11 protein-coding genes are annotated in these 20,703 nt (G+C 50.3%); 7 read left to right on the forward strand and 4 right to left on the reverse strand.

The genetic code is table 11. The features are described from left to right. Positions 1-103: 103 nt before the first annotated feature. Both M1D61_RS10235 and M1D61_RS10240 read right to left on the reverse strand, forming a co-directional pair. Entirely contained in the window at positions 104-3,250 is a 3,147-nt protein-coding gene (locus M1D61_RS10235; protein ID WP_458122238.1) for an Ig-like domain-containing protein, read from the reverse strand. Between the two features lie 50 nt (positions 3,251-3,300). Further along, entirely contained in the window at positions 3,301-4,362 is a 1,062-nt protein-coding gene (locus M1D61_RS10240; protein WP_458122239.1) for a pectinesterase family protein, read from the reverse strand. 251 nt (positions 4,363-4,613) lie between these two features. Here M1D61_RS10240 and M1D61_RS10245 point away from each other — a divergent pair, with 251 nt between their 5' ends. After that, complete coding sequence (locus tag M1D61_RS10245; protein WP_458122240.1) at positions 4,614-5,486, forward strand: helix-turn-helix domain-containing protein; 873 nt, start codon at positions 4,614-4,616, stop codon at positions 5,484-5,486. Positions 5,487-5,623: 137 nt separating this feature from the next. Here the strand turns inward: M1D61_RS10245 and M1D61_RS10250 are convergent, their stop codons facing one another. Next, on the reverse strand, positions 5,624-8,194 hold the full coding sequence (locus M1D61_RS10250) for a tetratricopeptide repeat protein (protein WP_458122241.1): 2,571 nt from the start codon (positions 8,192-8,194) through the stop codon (positions 5,624-5,626). 162 nt (positions 8,195-8,356) lie between these two features. Here M1D61_RS10250 and M1D61_RS10255 point away from each other — a divergent pair, with 162 nt between their 5' ends. The 4 genes from M1D61_RS10255 (at position 8,357) to M1D61_RS10270 (ending at position 16,131) form a co-directional block, all read left to right on the forward strand. Beyond that, entirely contained in the window at positions 8,357-9,751 is a 1,395-nt protein-coding gene (locus tag M1D61_RS10255; RefSeq protein ID WP_458122242.1) for an MFS transporter, read from the forward strand. A 30-nt stretch (positions 9,752-9,781) separates the two neighbouring features. Continuing rightward, positions 9,782-10,846, forward strand: a complete 1,065-nt coding sequence (locus M1D61_RS10260) for an NAD(P)-dependent alcohol dehydrogenase (protein WP_458122243.1) — start codon at positions 9,782-9,784, stop codon at positions 10,844-10,846. A gap of 93 nt (positions 10,847-10,939) precedes the next feature. Beyond that, the gene (locus M1D61_RS10265; RefSeq protein ID WP_458122244.1) at positions 10,940-11,815 is read left to right on the forward strand and encodes an ROK family protein; all 876 of its coding nucleotides are present in this window, start codon (positions 10,940-10,942) and stop codon (positions 11,813-11,815) included. Between the two features lie 248 nt (positions 11,816-12,063). Beyond that, positions 12,064-16,131 carry a collagen binding domain-containing protein gene (locus tag M1D61_RS10270; protein WP_458122245.1) on the forward strand — a complete coding sequence of 1,356 codons (4,068 nt, stop codon included), beginning with the start codon at positions 12,064-12,066 and terminating at the stop codon, positions 16,129-16,131. A 178-nt stretch (positions 16,132-16,309) separates the two neighbouring features. Here M1D61_RS10270 and M1D61_RS10275 read toward each other — a convergent pair whose 3' ends face one another. Further along, a complete protein-coding gene (locus tag M1D61_RS10275) occupies positions 16,310-17,464 on the reverse strand; it encodes a response regulator (protein ID WP_458122246.1) in 1,155 nt (384 codons plus the stop codon). A 663-nt stretch (positions 17,465-18,127) separates the two neighbouring features. Between M1D61_RS10275 and brnQ the strand changes: the two genes are divergently transcribed. Continuing rightward, positions 18,128-19,462, forward strand: a complete 1,335-nt coding sequence (gene brnQ / locus M1D61_RS10280; RefSeq protein WP_458122247.1) for a branched-chain amino acid transport system II carrier protein — start codon at positions 18,128-18,130, stop codon at positions 19,460-19,462. Between the two features lie 233 nt (positions 19,463-19,695). Continuing rightward, positions 19,696-20,592 carry an aldo/keto reductase gene (locus tag M1D61_RS10285; protein ID WP_458122248.1) on the forward strand — a complete coding sequence of 299 codons (897 nt, stop codon included), beginning with the start codon at positions 19,696-19,698 and terminating at the stop codon, positions 20,590-20,592. Positions 20,593-20,703 lie beyond the last annotated feature (111 nt).

Genomic DNA, 20,703 nt, shown 5'->3' on the forward strand with positions numbered 1-20,703 from the left:
AAGTAACGCAAAAAACATAAAAAAACACAAAGAGCATGGCTGCCAGTTGGATCTTCTCCAGTGACAGCCATGTGCTATAGTGTGTACCTGCGGATAACGATCCTTATTGGGCAGCAGAGGAATGGATAGAGATATTGTCGATGCTCAGATTGCCGCTGCCCGACTCCGGTGTCTGGGCGGTAAAGGTAGCAATGGTAGAGACTTTGTTCATAAATGGAGCATCTTCGGCAGCCAGCTGGTTATCGATGTAAATGTCTGCGGTCTGACTGGCGATATCGGCAATGACGCGGATATGGTACCACTGTCCCGGCTGCGGACTTTGCTGGCTGAGCGGACGAACTTCCTTGGAGGAAGCATAGTAGGAGAAGCCGTCCGCATCGGCATTGATCGCGACAGCCGCATAGCCGCCTGGCGTATTGAGCAGCTGCAGCATCCGGTCATAATCGCTATTTGCGCTCAGTTGTATACTCGTGTTCAGAATAACTTGGCCGGTCTGTTCCTTGAATCGTTTGGTGATTCGGGTTGTTTCTTTGCCGGTATCCGACAGGATCAGTCCCTTGCTTCCCGGAACGACTGCATTACCGGCCGTTGTACCTGCGGAAGCTGCGGAAGCGGCAAGATTGCCGACCAGTACATGATTGGTCGCTGTGCCGGGATGTGCCGGTTCCAATGTATAGCCGGTTGGCGGTTTTCCGATCTGATCCTGTTCAAAATCATCCAATGCCCAGTAGGCAGTTACCGGCTGCTGGGAAGTCAGTCCCGCAGAGACAGGCGCTGACGGCAGGCTGGCGTTTTCTTCATGGATGGCAGTCACCCGGTAATAATACAGCCGGCCCTGTTCGGCGGTACGGTCGGTCCATTCATTTTGCCGAATATTATCAGCGACTGTAGTATAACGTCCGTTCTCGACAAGTGACCGTTCCACATTGTACGTATCGGCTTCTGCCGCCCGTGTCCAGCGGATCTGGATACCGTCATTGATGGCTTCTCCGTACACATTGGATGGTACGGATGGCATATGCGCCAGCTCACGAATCGAGATGTCGGAGAAATGAGCGGTGTTGTAATTGTGAATCTCGTTGTCGATTGCTGCTGCATCGGCTGCGAATCCCGCATAGACAGTATCCGGCAATCCATCCAGCTGAACCGATCCGGCCTGTACCCATTCCTGTCCATACTGGGAAAGGAACGCATATACCGTATCGCCGGTACGCACCAGCTTCATGTAACCGGGTGCGAGGAAGTCCTCGGTCTGCACCTCCACAGCACGGTCACCCGGCTGCAGCCGGTGAATGAATCGTCCGGCCTGACCGTATTTAACAGTCGATTGGGTCAGGGCAGCCATCTGGGCATTGGCATCGAGCGTACTGCGGATCATCATTCCTGCCTGGGCATTGTTATCGATGCGAGACTGGCTGTCGATCCGGGAGATCATTTCAAAGTCACCGGTTAATTTCTGATAGGTGAGTGAAAAGTCATCCCGCCGCTGGCTGGTACTCAGCGAATCGCCTTCGCCATAGCGGCCGCTGCCGCGTACAGTCATGGCATCGCCGGAAGAGGTAGCTGTTCCCGGTACGCCTACTTTGCCAATACCCACCGTTGTCCACGGATCAACAGCATCCGGTCCGACAGCATGCAGTACGACTGTGGAACTGCTCGCCGCTGTGCCGGTATCGTCAATAGCACGGGCAGTAATATAATGGGTACCTTCCGGTACGGCATTCCAGTGGTATTCGTACGGTGCCGTCGTATCCTGGCCGAGCCGTTCGCTGCCGGAATAGAATTCGACCATGGCAATACGCCCATCCTCATCATACGCATCGGCGGTGACGCTTAGAGACTGGTCGGCCTGAATCAATTGATCTTTCTTCGGAGTGGACAGGCTGACGACCGGGTTCAGCGATCTACTGCCTGCCAGCTGGTTTAGATAGATTTCTAGCTGTGTATATCCACTCGGACTGATGGCTGAGCTGTCGGAAGGATCGTCCGGCTGGAGTCCCTGCTGAATCTCCCAGGCATCCGGCATCCCGTCATGATCCTGATCTGCAGGAGCTTCAGCGGACTGCAGCTCGGGATATCCTCCTGCTTCGGCAGGGGAGTTCAGCATTCTGCCGCTGCGCTGCGCGACTTCATGCATAATACGGGCGTCGATAGAGTCACGCTTGGGCAGGATGGCGCCGGCTTCAGCCAGTATGGATTCATAGGCCTGCTCAGCACTCTCCGCCTGAATCGGATAAGGCATATCCACCGGTTCGCTCAGCCGCGAAGCAGCCGGGGCATCTGGCATACTGAGCCAGTTGTCTGCTGTCAGATCCGGATAGCCGTCCACATGATTACCCTCGATATACCACTGGCTGGTGGCGGAGGGGGTATCCCGGATCATCCCGCGTACGCTGCGTGCGGTATCAGGACCATATTTGTAATAATTGCCGACCATATTGGCTGCGATATTCTCGCCGCCATACGTGGCCATGAATTGCCAGTTGTAGATAATATTATTGCGAAAATCGACCGTATCTCCGGCATCGCTGGCAAAGCGCGGATTCCGGCTGGCATTATGGGCGATCAGATTATGATGGAATGTCACATTGCGCCCGCCCCAGATGCCGCCATATCCGTGCCGGCCCTTGGAGTGATGGGACATCAGCATGCTCTCGGAAGCGATCGACCACTGCACGGTCAGATTCTCATTCTGATAAGGCGACAGCACTTCATCCACCGAATTGCTGAAGGAACAGTGATCGATCATGATGTTCTTGTGCTTGCGCAGACCAAAGGCATCGCTCTCGGTCGGATGGGCATCGCCCAGGCGGAAGCGCATATAGCGGATAATGATATTATCGCTGTCGATCGTTATATCATAATCAAGCACGGCAATCCCGTCGCCCGGAGCGGTCTGTCCGGCGATGGTCAGATTGGAGGCTTTGATTTTGAGCGGGGATTTGAGGTGGATATTGCCCGATATGCGGAAGACAATCGTACGGTTGCCTGCCGACACGGCATCACGCAGGGAGCCTGGACCGGAATCGTTGAGATTGCTCACTTCGTAAATGCTGCCCCCGCGTCCACCTGTCGTGTACATACCGCCACCTTCAGCACCGGGAAAGGCGGGAAGGCGGGCTGTCGTTACGGCTGTAGGATCAGCCGCCGGATTCGTCTCGGCAGCCTGTGCCGTAATGGGGATCAGGATAGGAACAGCGACTGCTGCTGCCAGCAGTGAACGTGTCCATAATTGAATCGTTCGGTTCATGGGATTCTCCTCTCGCTTGACGATTATGGTATAGAGCAGTTTAACCCCAATCAGTTGGCTGGATTCCAGCCGTCACTGCCGGACAACACTTTCGAAATAGTAATAGCAGCGGCTTCATCGGAAGACAGGATGGTGGACCAGCCGACTCTTGGCCCGGCTGCGCCCCGTCCGCCGCTGTTATATTCCGAATACCTTGCGGTCTGTTCATTGGCAGCATTGCCCCAGTTGTTCCAGCCTTCCGGCCGGATATGACTGTCCATCATGGTATTGATGTAGGTGACCGAGCTGTATGGACGCCATGGACGTCCGAGATGAACCGAATTCTCTCCGACATCGCTGCGTCTGGTCAGATTGCAGTCCAGGAATACATAGCCATATGGCTGCTCGGCAGGTGTGGAAGCGGCCGTTATGTAGCCATTGCCCAGACTTTGCAGTTCACAGTTCCTGAACACCGCTGTCGCACTGCCAAAAACAAAGTCGACCGTGCCTTCGATATAACAGTTCTCGTAGTACTGTCGTCCACTGCCGGGAGTATACAGGGTATCCTGATGACCGAGTATCCGTACATTCTGGAATACTGCACGGTCGCCACGTACATACAGAGCGACAGCCTGTCCGGCATTCTTACCAGCCGTATTGGCAAAAGTAATATTCCGCGCTGTAAAATGATCGGACATCACAAAGGTACTGGAGCTGTTGGTCGTCCCACCGGCAGAAGCGGCTGTGTCATCATAAGTAAGAATGGTCTGTGCAGCATTCTCGCCGATTACAGTGATATAGGGTTTATCCTTGGGAAAAGTAATCTTTTCCCGGTAGGCGCCGTTTTTCACATAAATGGTCACCGGCGTTTTGTTACCGCTTTCAATAGAGTCGACAGCGGATTGTACGCTGCTGTATTGTCCCGAGCCATCCTTGGCGACTGTAATCGTTCTTGTCTGTCCGGTCTCGGCGAGCAGACTGGCTGAAGAAACGGATGATTCCTGGGCATGAGCAGGCTGGACAGGCAGCAGAGACAGTCCGACTGCGCATGTGCATACCAGAATAAGAGATGTATTGACAGTGGACCTCAGCGCAGCAGGTTGGACATGCGATTGCCATAATTTTAATTTCATATGTTATACAACTCCCTTGTTATGAGGATGGAGGAACAGAACAGCTCCTGCCGGATTCCGGAATGCCTGCAGGTCAAAAGGAATTAAGATAACCATTAATTTACAAGTGATCACAGAGCCATTATAGTACAAGTAAAACAAACAAATTTTGCATTACTTGTCTGGAATGCGCTTACATTTTGCTTTTATTGTCTTTTTGCCCGCAGGGGAATTAGAGGATAGGGACTGGATATTCAGAAGGAGGAGAGCAGATGCACAATCTGGCCGCAGTCGGTTACAGTCTGGACCCGCAGGAGAGCGTACGTATTCATTATTTGCGGCAGGTCGGCTACAGTGCGATGCCGCGCTATCATTCTCATGTCAGTTACGAGATCTTTTATGTACAGGATGGAGGACGTACGTACTTTATCAATGGGACAGCGGTTCATGCAGGCAAAGGGGATCTGGTCTTTATCTGTCCGACGGATCTGCATCGGACAGTCAGTACGGATGAACTTCGCTGTGAACGGATTCTGATTAATTTCACCGAGGAGTTTATTCGTGAGGGTGGGGGTCTGATGTTCCCGCTTCAGGAACTTGGGCGTGATCCGCTCTATCATCTGCCGCTCGAAGAGCAGACAGCCGTGGAGGAATGCCTGCAAAGTCTGCTGGAGGAACTGCAGCGGCAGGAGGCAGGGTATATCGAATACAGCCGCTGTCTGCTCACCGGGCTGCTGATCCGCTTGTATCGGGTGAGACGCAGAGAACAGGGGCAGCCTGCTGTTCCCACTACGACTATGCATCCGATGGAATACAAAATCACCGAGATTTCCAGGTACATTAATGAGCATTATGCTGAACCATTGACACTGCAGGGCATGGCCGAGCTGTTCTATATCAGTCCATCCTATCTGTGCCGGATCTTCCCGCGGATTACCGGCTTTCATTTCCGGGAATATCTGCAGACCATCCGACTGCGCGCTGCCCGGCAGCTGCTGCGTGACAGTACGCTCAGCGTAGCGCTGATCGCGGAACGAACCGGATACGCGCATACCGCTAACTTTAGCGTGACTTTCAAGAAGCTGACCGGTCATACGCCGAGTCAGTACCGAATGATGAACCGGCAGAAGCGGTCGGTGCAGTAATAGCTGCCAGTCGCATACAGAAGTAGGTACATGCAGAGCCTGAGATCAAGCCTACTATCAATGATTCATACTTGAAAATGATCCATGTCAAAAACCCATAGCAGCAATCGTGTTTACGTTGCTGCTATGGGTTTTTGTTATTCTCGCGGCAAGCGCCGAAGTGAATCGTAAAAAGCTTTCACTTCCCGCTTGAGTCCCGCCAGTCGTCCCCAGGATTCAATACTGGTCAGCACGCTCAGGGTCAGCTGTATCGCTTCCTGATAACGACCTGTTTCTGCCAACAACCGGGCTGTTCCATACCGGTAAAAGATCAATTCAATCTGGTTCGGCTGCTCTTCGTCGTACAGCAGCCTATCAAAAGCCAGTCGTGCCTGTTCATAATCGTTCTGCTTCATATAAGCCATTCCCAGATGGTAATAGGCTTCAATTGTCTTCTCACCGCCGTAACTCTGACTGGTCTGATTGGCCTGTTCGTACAGAATAATAGCTTCGCTGTGCCTGCCTTCCATGGACAGCAGCTCTCCACGGATCAACAGTAATCGATGGAGAATCAGCGGTGAGTGGGGTTCAATCGATATATTTTCCAGGAGGGTATGGGCTTGAGTGAGCTGTCCGGTTTGCAGGTAACATCTTGCCTGCAGGGCCTTGCCGAGAATAAGCAGATCGGCGGCTTCGGAATCGGGTAGGCCGGATGACTGCAGTTCATGAATTCCTTGGGCAATATAGTGCAGAGCCTGCTGCGTCTCGCCGGTCTCGATCAGTGCCCAGCCTGCGCCATCGATATAAAAGAGAGCAGCCGGCTGTATACGACTGGCTGCGCTGGCATAGCGGGCAGCTTTGAGGCAGTATTCGACCCGGGTCTCCAGATTGATGCGGCTCAGCAGATGAGTGATCCGCAGCATCAGCTGAATCAGTGTCTCCGGGTTATGGACATCTGCCCAGTGAAGCAGCTTCATTATATTGGGCCATTCCTGTTTGACCGGCCGGAGATCCCGTCCCAGCAGAAAGCTCCAGTATTCCTGATCCGGATGCTGGCGCCGGAGATGCTGATCAAGATAGCCGATATAATACTCTGCCCACTGCCTGCGCATCTGCTGTTCCCGCTCCGAATGACGCAGCAGGTGCTGTTCACCATAAGCCAGCACGGTCTGATGTGCCCGGTAACGGACCTGACCATGGATTCGCTCGGACTCAATCAGTGCAAAGCTGCGCAGCTGGCGAAGCGCTTCATGAAAATGGTGTTCACTGAGCTGGGCAGCAGCTGCCCAGCTGTGCTCATCGGCCGATTCACCGAAAAAGCTAAGCGTCTGCCAAAGCTGGCGCGCTTCTGCCGTACAGCGTTCCCAGCTGCGTCCAAACAGATAATCGAACAGGGTGGAAAGGTTGTAACCGGCACGCTCAATCTCCTGAATCAGCTGACTGATCTCCAGTTCGTCATCGGCTAGATAGGCGATGCTGAGCGAGATCGCTTTGGGATTGCCTGCAGTTGCGGCAATCAGCCGCTCGATCATATCCGGGCTGGCAGACAGCAGCTGCTCCAGCCGCTGACGCCGGGCAGGCAGAATGCTCATGCTCAGATGATAGGCAGTCTCCTCCTGCAGATACTGCAGCGCTTCGTCGCCCTGCAGGCCATTTAGCGTAATTGTATACATTTCCCGGGGAGAAAGATTGTGCAGCTGGCCATGATTTGCCCGGGCGGTCAGCAGTATTTTTACACCCTGCGGAGCAGATACGACAAATTCATGAATATCCGGGTGTGCGGTATCCATGCTGTCAACGATCAGCAGCACAGGCTGCTGTACAGCTGCGGCGGCGAGTGCATTGCGGACGACCAGCTTTTTCTCGGCCAGCAGCTTCTCCAGCAGTTCCCTGCGGCCCAGCTGATAAGCGATCGTATCGAGAAAATCGCTGAGCGACAGACTGCCGGATTCGGCACTCACCCAGATGACATGAGCCATATCCGGCCAGATCAGCGCCGAAGAATGAGTATCTCCCTGTGCATAACCAAGACAGGCATAAGCGGTCTCCAGCGCAATCGTCGTCTTGCCCATGCCGCCCCAGCCGGTTAGCAGACAGACGGACGAGGGAGAGTGCAGCCAGTGAAGCAGATGGGACAGATCTTCCATCCGTCCGATGAATACTTCTGTTCGCCGGCTGGGCAGATTATGAGCAGTCTGATTTGCTTGATCCGAAGCCGAAGCCGAAGCCGAAGCCGAAGCCGAAGTCAGAGCCGACAGCTGGCCTTGAGGGAACAGCCGGTTTACGAGTCCGATTATCTGCTGTTCGTCAGGAGCGCCGTAAGTTCCATCCTCCAGCAGAACTTTTGCTTTGCGAAAACAGGACATCAGCCATTCGGGAGCGGGCGGATCAATGACCGGAATCGAAGTACATAACAGCAGATCGTTAAACCACCGCGGCGTCATCACTTCCTGTTCCATAATCATCCACAGCAGGGTGAACAGCTTGCTGTCCTCAATCCGGCTCGGAATATACTTTGCGCCCATTTGCCCGGTCCAGCTTTTGACCGTATTGGCGGATACACCGATCCGGGAAGAGATACGATCCATATACGATTCGGAGAACGAACGGCCCGAAGGGACCGCCTCCCGTTTCTTGCGCCTTGTCCGGTAATCGGGATGTTCCCTGAGCGCGGTGATGCCATCGGAAAGCAGTGCCGCAAAGCCTTCCTGATCTTCCAATTCTGCCATATGCTTCACGCTCCTTGGTATAATTTCAAAAATGTACAGCCGCACTGTACAAAATGGACAGTCCAAAATGATAGATAGCGATTCCATAAATATATACAATTTGGATGAAAACAATCAAGGCATGACTGAAATGCCTGTGATTTGGAAAGGAAGGATCGTTTAATGGATAACACTTTGGCAAAAGGGGTCGAGCTGCCTCATAACGATGCACAACCCGAACAATCCCACAAGCTTAGTGTGCTGGAGAAGCTCTCCTATGGCAGCGGGGACCTGGCGATTAATTTTTACTGGTCCATGGTGCTGACCTACATGCTGTTCTTCTATACGGATGTGGTCAAGCTTCCGGCAGCCGTAGTCGGTACAATGTTCCTGCTCGTGCGGATTCTGGACGGATTCATCGATCTGGGCATGGGCGCGATCATTGACCGTACACAGACCCGGTGGGGCAAGCTGAGACCGTTTATTTTATTTGGCGCTGTTCCGATGGCGATTGCGGGCATACTCTGTTTCTCGGCACCTGACTTTGGCATGACCGGTAAAATTGTATACGCATACATCACTTATATTGCCATTATGGCGATGATGTCCTTTATCGGCACGCCGTACGGGGCGCTGACCTCCGCGATGACGCAGAATCCGCTGGAACGTGTCAGCCTTTCCTCTTACCGGATTGTCGGTTCCATGATCGGCAGTATCATCGTGTCTGTCATGACGCCGATCATTATCGGTCATTTCTGGCCGGACAACAATCAGGTAGGCTACCGGAACACACTGATGATTTACTCGGTATTTGCACTTGTATTTTACATGATCTGTTTTGCAGGCACCCGGGAGCGGGTTGCAGCGAAGAAGGCAGTTCCTCTGCCGTTCCGGAAATCCGCCAGAGTACTGCTGCTGAACAAGCCGCTGCTGCTCATTACCTTCATCTATCTGGTATTTCAGGCGGCAGCAGGAATTCGCTCTTCGATCTCTATTTATTATGTCAATTATAACCTGGACCGTACAGATCTGCTGTCCCTGTTTATGCTGATTACATTCGGCGGCAATCTGCTCGGTACACTGGCGGCTCCGCTGCTGACCAAATGGCTGGAAAAGAAAAATGCGATTATCCTCGGTCTGTCCGGTACGATCATCAGCGGAGTGGCGCTGTTCCTGACGGATTACAGCAATCTGCCGATGGTTATTTTCTGGACATTGCTGAGCAGTCTGATCGGCGGAATGCCGGCTGCGGTCATATGGGGAGCGCTGCCGGATACGGTGGAATACTCCGAGTGGAAAACTGGTCACCGTACCGAAGGGCTGATCTACGGCATATTCAGTTTTGGACAAAAGCTCTCGATCGCCATTTCCGGTGCATTGTCCGGGTGTATTTTGCAGGTTACCGGTTATGTGCCGGAAGCAGTACAGACATCCACTGCACTGACGGGGATTGCTTTCCTGCTGTGTCTGCTGCCGGCGATTCTCAGTGCGCTCGGTATTATTGCCGCTCTGTTCTACAAGCTTGATTCCAGATTGTTCAACCGTATTTTGAACGATATGTATCACCAAAAAGCCTGATTACATTATGCAAAAGGAAGGGATATTACAATGACCCAATCACAAGTACCAGCAACGATGAAAGCTGCCGTTATGCATAGCACACGCGAAATTCAAATCGAAGAAGTGCCTGTACCGGAGATCGGACCGGATGAAGTATTGATCAAGGTAATCGCCGTCGGCATCTGCGGCTCGGATCTTCATTATTATACCCATGGCAAAATCGGCAGCTATGTTGTGGACAAGCCGTTTATACTCGGTCATGAATGCGCTGGCGATATCGCGGCAGTCGGTTCCAATGTTAGCCGCTTCCGGGTAGGCGACCGCGTAGCGATTGAACCGGGCGTTACCTGCGGCAAATGTGAAGCCTGCAAGTCCGGCAGATACAATCTGTGCCCGCATGTGGAATTTCTGGCGACTCCTCCGTATGATGGAGCCTTTGTACAGTATCTGAAAATGCGTGAAGACTTTGTATTTCCAATTCCCGATGAACTGTCCTATGAAGAGGCAGCCCTAGTAGAGCCGTTCTCTGTAGGTATTCATGCAGCAGCCCGTACGAAGCTGCAGCCGGGTACGTCGATTTCCATTATGGGTATGGGACCTATTGGATTGATGGCTGTAGCAGCAGCCAAAGCTTATGGCGCATCAACGATTATTGTGACCGATCTGGAGCCGCTCCGCCTGAAAGCAGCAAGGAAAATGGGGGCAACGCATGTCATCAATGTGCTGGAACAGGATGCTGTGGAAGAGATCAGGAACATTACCGGAGGACGCGGCGTCGAGACGGCCTGGGAGACCGCCGGCAATCCCAAAGCGCTCCAGTCGGCACTTGGCAGTCTGGCACGCGGAGGCAAGATGGCGATTGTCGGTCTGCCTGCACAGACGGACATTGCGTTCAATGTACCGTTTATTGCCGATAATGAAGTGGATATTTACGGTATTTTCCGTTATGCCAATACGTATCCAAAAGGCATCGAGTTTCTCTCCTCCGGCGATATTGATGCAACCGTGCTGATCACAGACAAATATCCATTGGAACAGACCTATGAAGCGATGGAGCGGGCGCTGAATTACAAGAGCGAATGTCTCAAAGTCGTCGTATACCCCAACGCTTAACGGACGTAGAACAAGTCGGCAAGTGAACCGGAGAGGGTATCCTGTAAAGGATGCCTTTTTCCAATTCAAATAAACAAGAGAGGCAGTGGAGAGATGACGATACTGGGCGCGATTGAAGCAGGAGGTACCAAGTTTGTATGCGGGATCGGAGATGAGCAGGGGCATATTCATGACCTGGTCAGCTTTGCAACCACGACACCGGAAGAGACGATGCGACAGGTTATTCAGTATTTTGAAAGGAAAAATGTGCAGGCAATCGGGGTAGGTTCCTTTGGACCGATTGATCCGATAGTGGGCAGTCCAACGTATGGTCATATTACATCCACGCCCAAGCCGCACTGGGCCCGGTACAATCTGATCGGGAAGTTGCAAGAACACTTCGATGTGCCGATGAGGTTTGATACGGATGTGAACGGCGCCGCTCTCGGTGAATATACATGGGGAGCCGCGAGAGGACTGAACAGCTGTCTGTACATTACCGTCGGTACCGGAATCGGTGCCGGAGCAGTAATTGGCGGTTCCCTGCTGCAGGGACTGTCCCATCCGGAAATGGGGCATATTCTCGTACGCCGCCATCCAGAGGATGCTTATCAGGGCAGCTGCCCCTATCACAATGACTGTCTGGAAGGACTGGCTGCCGGACCGGCGATTGAGGCACGCTGGGAGCGAAGCGGATCTGATTTGCCGGCAGAACATCCTGGATGGTCGATGGAAGCCTTTTACCTGGCACAGGCGCTGATGAGTTACATACTGATTCTGTCGCCGCAAAAAATTATTATGGGCGGCGGTGTAATGAAGCAGAAGCAACTGTTTGCAGCAATTCGTAGCAATTTGCTTCATTTAATGAATGATTATTTGCAGCATATTTCACTCGGAGAAGCGATCAAAGACTATATTGTGCCGCCTGCTCTCGGAGATAATGCCGGATTGTGCGGAGCGCTTGCACTTGCTGCAAAGGCTGCGCGATAAAGCAGCGTTATCCTATAAATAATAGCCGTGAGGCTGTCTTTGCCAACCGTACAGCAAAATCAAAGGCTGAAGGAATTTCGTGGGAGGAACCTTCAGCCTTTTTATAGTTGATCAGATCGATTGATATAAATCCTTATCCATTAAATTTTTAACAACCAAGTTGTTAAGTTTTTGTATAGGTGTCTTGGATAATATGGAACAGGCTGCCATCAAGGCAGTTTTTATTAATCAAAGGGGGAACAAGAAAGATGAAGAAAAGAGCGAGTATGCTCGTTGTCTTCCTGATTCTGTTTGTTCAGTTAGTGCAGGGTACAGGATGGATGACAACGGTGCACGCTCAGGAGACAGTGACTGCAGCGGCCGCAAATGAAGATTCATCCACTACAGCCAATACTGAAGATTCCGCTACCGCTGTCCATAGCGAAACAGGAAGTACGACATCACCTGTCTCGGAAGATACATCCGAGACGAGTTCGAAAGCATCTTCTGAGACTGCCGAATCCGCAGTACAAGCCGATCCGGATGCAAATGAACAGACCGGAGAAGCGACGGTATCACCAGCTGCGGACACTGCTGCAGACAGCAGTCAAGATACGAGTGCAGAGACACCGGCATCTACGGATACAGCACCACAAGCAGCGGGCGAACAGCCTGCCGCTGATTCTACAGATGCGTCAGCATCACCAGCAGAAGCAGATGCGACGCAGCAGCCTGCTCCGGCAGATACAGCGGCTCCTGCAAGCATGCAGCTGGCAGCAGCCGATACAGGCACTGCCCAGGTAATTACCGAAAATCTGATTACGTCGGTTAACCTGACTGTACTCGGAGCAGACGGAAAACCGGCCCAGGGACCACGCTATGATCAGGGGTCGGGAGTGCAGCTGGACTTTAACTGGGCACTCAAAAATGGCCATAATTATGGAAATGGCGCTACATTTACGTTTGATCTGCTGCCTGCGGATAAATTTGTACTATTCAATGATATTACAGGCGATCTGGTGATCAACGGGGATGAAAATGTAGGAACTTTCACCGTGAGCAAGTCTACAAACAAAATCACGATGAATTTCAATGAATTCATCAGCCAGTATGACGAAGTTCATGGTACGCTTCAGTTAAATAGCAAATTCGATAAGCAGAAAATTACCGGCAGCACCGAACAGGCCTTTGTTTTCCCGATCAGTACGGGCGAACAGCAGTTCAATGTGAAATTCAAGCCTATCGTCAATTCCACCATTACGAAAAAGGGAACACCCGATAAAAAGCTCAATGCCCAAAATATCAGCTGGAGCATTGACTTTAACAAAAAGCTGGACACAGTAAACAATGCGAATTTGACAGATGAGCTGCCGCAAGGATTGACGTTTAATCCTGCTTCAGTAGTAGTGACCAATCTGAATGTCAATCTGGATGGCAGCATTACGACAGGTACAGTGGTGGATCCGTCGGAGTATGTGCTGGACAAGACACCAGGTGGCAAAGACTTTGTTCTGCGCTTTAATTCGGGCACTGTCGATTCCGCCTATCGGATCGACTACTCCACAGCAATCACGAGCGGAACCAGCTTTGCGAATACGGCAGTATTTGGGGGCGACAATATTGATAATGCTTCTGCCACCGCAACCGTGAATCTTACGATTGGTGAAATGCTCAAAAAGCGTGTGGTAAGTTATGATTCAGCTACCCAGACGATTAACTGGGAGATTCGTTATAACTATGGAGAGAGAGGAATTGCACGAGCCGATGCTTTGCTGAGCGATCTGTTCACCGACAGCCAGGTACGCAGCGGAGATATCAAAGTAACTGCGATTACTTTTGATGCAAACGGCAATACTGTAAAAGGAAACGAGTTTACCGGTGTGACAGTGACCAACCAGCCTGCACAGGATGGTAAAACCGGATTTACCCTGCAATTCGATTCGGATGTACAGTCTGCCTATCTGATTGAATATTCGACCAAGGCAGCTTCTCCTGTATTTAATGGACAGGATGTTACGAATACGGTAACTTCCGGGCAATACAGCTCTTCCGCTACGCAAAAAACACAACAGGTATACGCCAACAAATATCTGAACGGCGCGGATTATACGAATGAGACGGCAAGCTGGAGAATTGTGCTTAATCAGAACAAGGCAACGATGAATAATGTGACGATTGAGGATCAATTCCCGAATGCGGGATTGGTTCTGCAGCCGGCAACATTAAAAATCACAGACTCTTCCAATAATGCGTATACCGATTATATATTGGAAGCAGTAAATGCATCGGGAGCGTATGATCAGGGTTTCCGTATTATTTTCAATACGCCGATCAGCGATGCTTATACTATCACTTACAAAACGAACTTTGATATGGACACAGTGACCGGGACTGCCAAGACATTTGCCAACCGGGCACAGGTCGGCTGGATAGACAGTCATGACAATCAGTCTCATGCAATCACAACAACAGCAAGCTTCAATCCAAACAACTCCGCCAAAAATAATGGCTACAAAAGCGGAAGCTACAATCCAGAGACGAAGCAGATCACATGGACAGTCGGAGTGAACTACAACCGTGACATATTGGAGCATGCTTCCATGGATGATCAACTGCTGCAGTCTCAGCAGCTGGTTCCAGGTTCACTGACAGTTAACGAAATGAATGTACAGTCCAACGGCAGTGTTTCTGCCGGGGATCTGGTATCAGCAGATCTGTATACCATAACGTACAACAAGGATAGCGGTCTGCTGCAGCTGGATTTCAATCAATCCGTCTCATCCGGATATATCATTACATTCACAACCAGTCTGGAAGGCAATCTGATTGACAGCAAAGTAGACAATACCGCTGTACTGAAAAACAATCAAAATCCGGTATCCGAAGATTTGAAGGCATCGGTAACGATTCCGCACGGCGGACAGTACGTCTCTAAATCTGGAATGCAGAACGGCGATATGATCGACTGGAATGTCATGATTAATGAAAGTCAGTCTTTTGTCAGCAATGCCCGTCTGACCGATACACCGACTTCAAACCAGATTCTCGTACCTGAATCCCTGATCCTCTATACAACAAGCGTAGACGCAAACGGAACAGTTACGAAAAAGGATAAACTGGTAGAAGGCAAAGACTATGAGCTGGTGACCGGCAAAAATGATCAGGGACAATCCCATTTTGTACTGACATTTACCCATGATATCTCCAGCGCTTATGTATTGCAGTATCAAACATTGATCAATGCCGAGAATGGCGATGCTGCAGGCAACAGCGTCAAATTTGAAGGTACCAATATCCAGGCGGTCAGCCAGGAAACTTCGAAAGAAGTCATTGTAGGTGTATCCTCCGGGTCAGGCAGCGGCAGTGGGGTACGCGGTCAGCTGACAGTCGTCAAGGTAGACGCGGAAAATCCGGCTCTCAAGCTGGCGGGAGCCCAGTTTACACTGGAACGCAAGCTGTCCAGCGGCAGTCGGGTTCTGATCAATACACTCACCACCGATGCAGCAGGACGTGCCATTTTCACCAAGCTGCTGTCGGGTGAGTATATTCTGAAGGAAGTATCCGCTCCTGAAGGATATGCTGTTGATCTAGCAGAGCGTTCCTTTACAATAAGCGCGTCCAATCTGAATCAGACAACTACTGTTACAAATAACAAAATACCGGTCGTTATAGTCAATCCTGCACCGTCTCCAGGAGGTACAGGTGGTGGAGCTCCGGTAGAGCCAAAACCGGAACCTGAAAAGCCTGTTGTTGAGCAGCCGATACCGGAAAACAGTAACAAGGATAAAGACAAATCCAAAACTGCAAACAGCTCGGGTTATGTGGCACCAGCCGAACCTGCAGTTGTTCTGCCTGTTCCTGTAACGCCGGAACCAATCGTGACTCCGGTTGTGGCTGAACCTGTAACAGAGGAACCGGCAGACCAACAGCAAATCGAGCCGGAACCTGTACAAAATATAGCAGATAATCAGGTTCCGGGTTCAACGTCGTCGGACAAGAACCGTCCATCTTCCAAAGGTTCATCCGGCAAACAGCCGGATACGGCAATTGAGGATGACCTTACCGATGATGGAGAAAATGGAAATGGAACCAGGACACGAACAAACAGCGATTCTGATCAGTCAGCAGAAGAGCAGTCCATCAGCGGCGAGATTGCTGATGAATCTGCAGTTTCAGCTTCCGATCAGCAGGCGGCTTCCGGTTTACAGACACTTCCGCAGACCGGCGAGAGCAGTCACTGGCTGAATACCGCTGCAGGTATGACGCTGATCGTATTGGGCTTTGCAGGTGTTATTCTGGTTCGCAGAAAGCAGCAAAGATCCAATCAGTCCGAATAATGCACCCTGTTCGCCTGTATTACTGTTAAAAATAGAAACAGCCTTTCGTCATGGCGACGAAAGGCTGTTTCTATTTTTTATGTACAGTCTGTAAAAGATATATGATCGATCCAGCATCGTACCATGCGCATTTTGGTATGGCATATTATCCATCCGGGTATTTGTCACACGATGTTTGTTAATGAGGAGGCAGCTGATAAGCGTTATGATCCTGCCACTGTCGGTACCAGTTCTTGAGATCAGAGGACAATTCAATACCCAGATCCTGTTGGAATAAATGGCAACTGGATTGAAATTGCTTTACCACCTCTGCCGGACTGCCTATGCCTGCATAGGTGCGCATAACTCCCCAGTGTCCGGTCTCTACGTAAGGATGAAGCTGAATCATGCGCTGATAGATGGATAATGCCGCAGAGAACATCAAAGATTCCGTATAAAAGATGCCCAATTCGATTGCATGATTAAGCCATATCATGCTAAGACGCTGTCTTTCACCGGCTGCCCATTCAAAATCGTGATCGGTAAGATAATCACCTGTATACAGATTCGATAAAGATTGATGATTCGCATAATTGGCCATAGTGACGGCACCCAGTTCACGAATGCCCTGTTCAAATTGATCCACATCAATTAGCGTATCTCCGATCCGCAATGTGTACCCTTCCCGGTTGCTGTTGTCAATTGTAATATGGAGGCCGTTCTGTTTGATCGACTGCCGAATATGATAGATAGTTGTATAAAGGTACGAGGAGCCTTTTCGTACATCGTGAAATGGCCAAAATTCATGCAGCAGTGCATCTTTGCTCACAAATGTGCCCCGATAATGCAAAAGATAAGCAAACACAGCCTGTGCACGGCTTGTACGCCAGCGGAAAGGGACTTTGGTCGGTTTTGCATGATAGGGTGAGGTGTATACAAGCTTTAATGTTTTAAAACAGCATACGACGAGCCGGGCTGCATTGTCGACAGACGGTGCAGCAGGAAGCAGCCGGGCGACCGTTTTGGCAAGTCGTTCCTGCCGAACCGGTTTGAGTAAATAATCCAGCGCATTCATTTCAAAAGCTTCTACAGCACAGGCATCGGAGCCGGTCACAAATACAATCTGTGTATCGGGCAATAACTGCCGGATGGACCTGGCTATCTCCAAACCGCTTATTCCCGGCATTACGATATCCATAAAAATAACATCCGGTTCCAGCTGCAGGACTGCATCGAGAGCAACAAGCGAATCGGAACATTCGCCAACAACCTTGATCGCAGGAATCTCCTGCAGCATGGTCCTCATATATTGCAAACATAATTTCTCATCATCGATTAAAAAAGCTTTGATCATTCAGCAGGCTCCTTTGTACATATAACTTGATTCGGGTGTCTGGAATAAATAGAGAACAAATAGGGAAGTGATCAGATAAAATGTACTGGGAAACAAATAAAGTTCTTTTGGGATCAACGTGCAGTTGCTTTAGTTCTTCATGAAACACGGTTATAAGAATAATATGTAAATGATATATCATCTATCATATGAGCCGGAGTAGGGTGCAAGATTATTTTAATAGCAGAATGCGTTTTTTACCAGAATTTATTAATTTTATGTAGAGAGAACTATAAAATATGGAAGAGAAAAAAAGGGAATTGCAAGTTTTTCGCAAAAAGCAAACGATTAAAAAAGAAAAATTCCTGTTCATTTATACATATTTCTAATAATTGTCATTGAGGCATTGGACGGAGTGGGTTAAAATATAACTTTGTGCGTGAGATATGCTTTAATCACATTGAGCTGGAGGCGGCAAAAGTAACGGAACAGCGGTCTGTCAGTCACTTCGCACCTTTACACATCGGCGCGTTGAAGCGAGGCAGTCTGATTGGCAGCATGGTCCGTAAATGAAAAGAATTTCGAACGCATGGCATTCGTAATCCGGGCACTGTAGGAGTGGAGAGAATTACCCGGACCGGATGACAAATAGAATTGAATAGCGATTCATCGGAGGTTCGTTCTTTGGAGAAAAAAATACCATTTTCATTCATCGTTGTTATTGGATTAATGCTGTTTGCGCTCTTTTTCGGTGCAGGGAATCTTATCTTCCCTACCATGCTGGGCCAATCTGCCGGAACGAACTTCTGGCCGGCCAACATTGGCTTTTTGATTACAGGTGTAGGCCTGCCTACACTGGGCGTGATTGCGCTCGGATTCTCCGGCAAGGATGATCTGCAATCACTCGCCAGCCGGGTGCATCCGGTATTCGGTATTGTATTTACGACTGTGCTGTATTTGGCGATCGGACCGCTGTTCGCGATTCCGCGGACGGGTAATGTTTCGTTTGAGATCGGCGTCAAGCCATTTCTGACTGCCGATCAGTACCCAATCGCGGCAGCTGTCTTTTCGATTATTTTCTTTGGCATTACCTGTTTCTTCTCGCTCAATCCGGCACGAATTGTCGATATCGTCGGTAAAGTACTCACTCCAATCAAGCTGACATTTATCAGCGTACTTGTTATCGTGGGACTGCTGTATCCGATCGGTGTATTCCGGGAGCCGACCGAGAAGTACACGAACCATGCCCTTTTTAACGGTTTTCAGGAAGGCTATCTGACCATGGATGCGCTGGCAGCATTCGTATTCGGTATTATTGTCATCAATGCGATTCGCAGCCGCGGAGCAACCAGCCGCAGACAGATCGTTACGGTCTGTGTCAAAGCAGCCTGCATCGCAGCCGTGATTTTATCGGTTCTCTATGTATCCCTGTCCTATATTAGTGCTTCTACGGTAAATGCATTTGGATATCTGGAAAATGGCGGCCAGATTCTGGCACGGATGTCCAGTTATTACTTTGGCACATCCGGCGGTATATTCCTGGGACTGATGATTACAATTGCCTGTCTGACGACCAGTATCGGTCTGATCACGTCCTGTGCATCTTACTTCAGCAAACTGATGCCGCGCTTTACGTATAAAAAGCTGGTCGCTGGGCTGTGTATCTTCAGCGCAATTATTGCCAATATCGGACTGAATGAGCTGATCACCATCTCTGTGCCGGTACTCACGATTATTTATCCGCTGGCAATTGTACTGATGTTCCTGACCTTCTGTCACTCTCTGTTCAAAGGAGAGCGTCTTGTCTATCAGGGCAGCATGCTGCTCGTATTCATTATCAGTCTTGCCGATGGACTGAAAGCAACGCCGTTCCATCTGGCTGCGATCGATCAGTTTCTGGCGAGTTATCTTCCAATGTATACGATCGGTCTTGGCTGGATTCTGCCTGCGATTATCGGAGCGGTGGGAGGCTATGTAATCAGCATTATCCGCAAGGATTCCGAGTTGGTCAACTCCTGATTGTTAGCCGTATACCTGAAATAAGCTGTATAAATAAAGTTTTCCTGAAGCCCGGACAGTGCAGCAGCTGTTCGGGCTTTTCTATTACTACGATATAAATTCAGCAGAAACCTGCTACTTTTCCATAAATAGGGTAATACATAACGTACGGCAACATAGAACAGGCAGTGCAGCGCTATCCTGTAGACTGCTGCAAAGGCTCCAACCCACATAACTGAAGGAGGCTGTATCGTATGGAAAAACGTAAATATGGAAATACGGATATGCATGTGAGTGTGCTTGGTTTTGGCGGTTCGGAAATTGGAAGCGGTATCTCGCAGAGCGAAGTGGATCAGCTGCTTCACAGTGCACTGGATGCCGGGCTGAATATTATTGATACGGCGGAATGCTACGGAGACAGCGAAGAATTGATCGGCAATGCACTGGCAGACCGGCGTGATGACTATTATCTGTTCAGTAAATGCGGCCATGCCGCAGGCTTCGAAGCACCGGATTGGGATCGCAATATGCTGGAGCAGAGTATCGACCGCAGTCTGCGCCGCCTGCAGACCGATCACCTGGATATGATTCACCTGCACAGCTGTTCGGAAGAGATTTTGCGCCGGGGCGAAGTCATTGACGTACTCCAGCGTGCCAAGCAGCAGGGCAAGACACGCTATATCGGATACAGCGGAGATAGCAGCGACGCACTGTATGCGATTGAGACAGGTGTATTTGACAGTCTGGAGACTTCGGTCAATATTGCCGATCAGGAAGCCATTTCCCTGACGATTCCGGCTGCACGTGAGCGCGGGATGGGCATTGTAGCCAAGCGTCCGATTGCCAATGCAGCCTGGACACGCGAACAGGTAGAGCCGCAGGATTATGCCTTTGTCTACTGGAACCGCCTGCGTGATTTGAACTATACGTTTCTGCAGGATGATGATGTGCAGAATAGTATCAAGCAGGCACTGCGCTTCACATTGAGCATTCCCGGTGTGGATACGATGATTGTCGGCACTACCAAACCAAACCGCTGGTCTGAAAATGCTGCTCTGATCGCCGATGGTGTGCTCTCCCAGGAAGAGTTTGACCGTATCCGTCAGCGCTGGTCCGCAATTGCGGAATCCCAGTGGGTAGGACAGATCTGATCAATTCCCATTTCCTGATGAAATGATGATCTCCATCGATAGTCTCATCCATAAATTCCGAATAGCCTATAGTTCTGCTGATGCGAGGGCAGGATTATAGGCTATTTTTCA

The organism is Paenibacillus sp. Z6-24 (assembly GCF_054161335.1).

Coding starts and splice junctions, on each gene's coding strand:
- M1D61_RS10235 (WP_458122238.1), bottom strand. CDS start 3,250: ATGAACCGAACGATTCAATTATGGACACGTTCACTGCTGGCAGCAGCA.
- M1D61_RS10240 (WP_458122239.1), bottom strand. CDS start 4,362: ATGAAATTAAAATTATGGCAATCGCATGTCCAACCTGCTGCGCTGAGG.
- M1D61_RS10245 (WP_458122240.1), top strand. CDS start 4,614: ATGCACAATCTGGCCGCAGTCGGTTACAGTCTGGACCCGCAGGAGAGC.
- M1D61_RS10250 (WP_458122241.1), bottom strand. CDS start 8,194: ATGGCAGAATTGGAAGATCAGGAAGGCTTTGCGGCACTGCTTTCCGAT.
- M1D61_RS10255 (WP_458122242.1), top strand. CDS start 8,357: ATGGATAACACTTTGGCAAAAGGGGTCGAGCTGCCTCATAACGATGCA.
- M1D61_RS10260 (WP_458122243.1), top strand. CDS start 9,782: ATGACCCAATCACAAGTACCAGCAACGATGAAAGCTGCCGTTATGCAT.
- M1D61_RS10265 (WP_458122244.1), top strand. CDS start 10,940: ATGACGATACTGGGCGCGATTGAAGCAGGAGGTACCAAGTTTGTATGC.
- M1D61_RS10270 (WP_458122245.1), top strand. CDS start 12,064: ATGAAGAAAAGAGCGAGTATGCTCGTTGTCTTCCTGATTCTGTTTGTT.
- M1D61_RS10275 (WP_458122246.1), bottom strand. CDS start 17,464: ATGATCAAAGCTTTTTTAATCGATGATGAGAAATTATGTTTGCAATAT.
- M1D61_RS10285 (WP_458122248.1), top strand. CDS start 19,696: ATGGAAAAACGTAAATATGGAAATACGGATATGCATGTGAGTGTGCTT.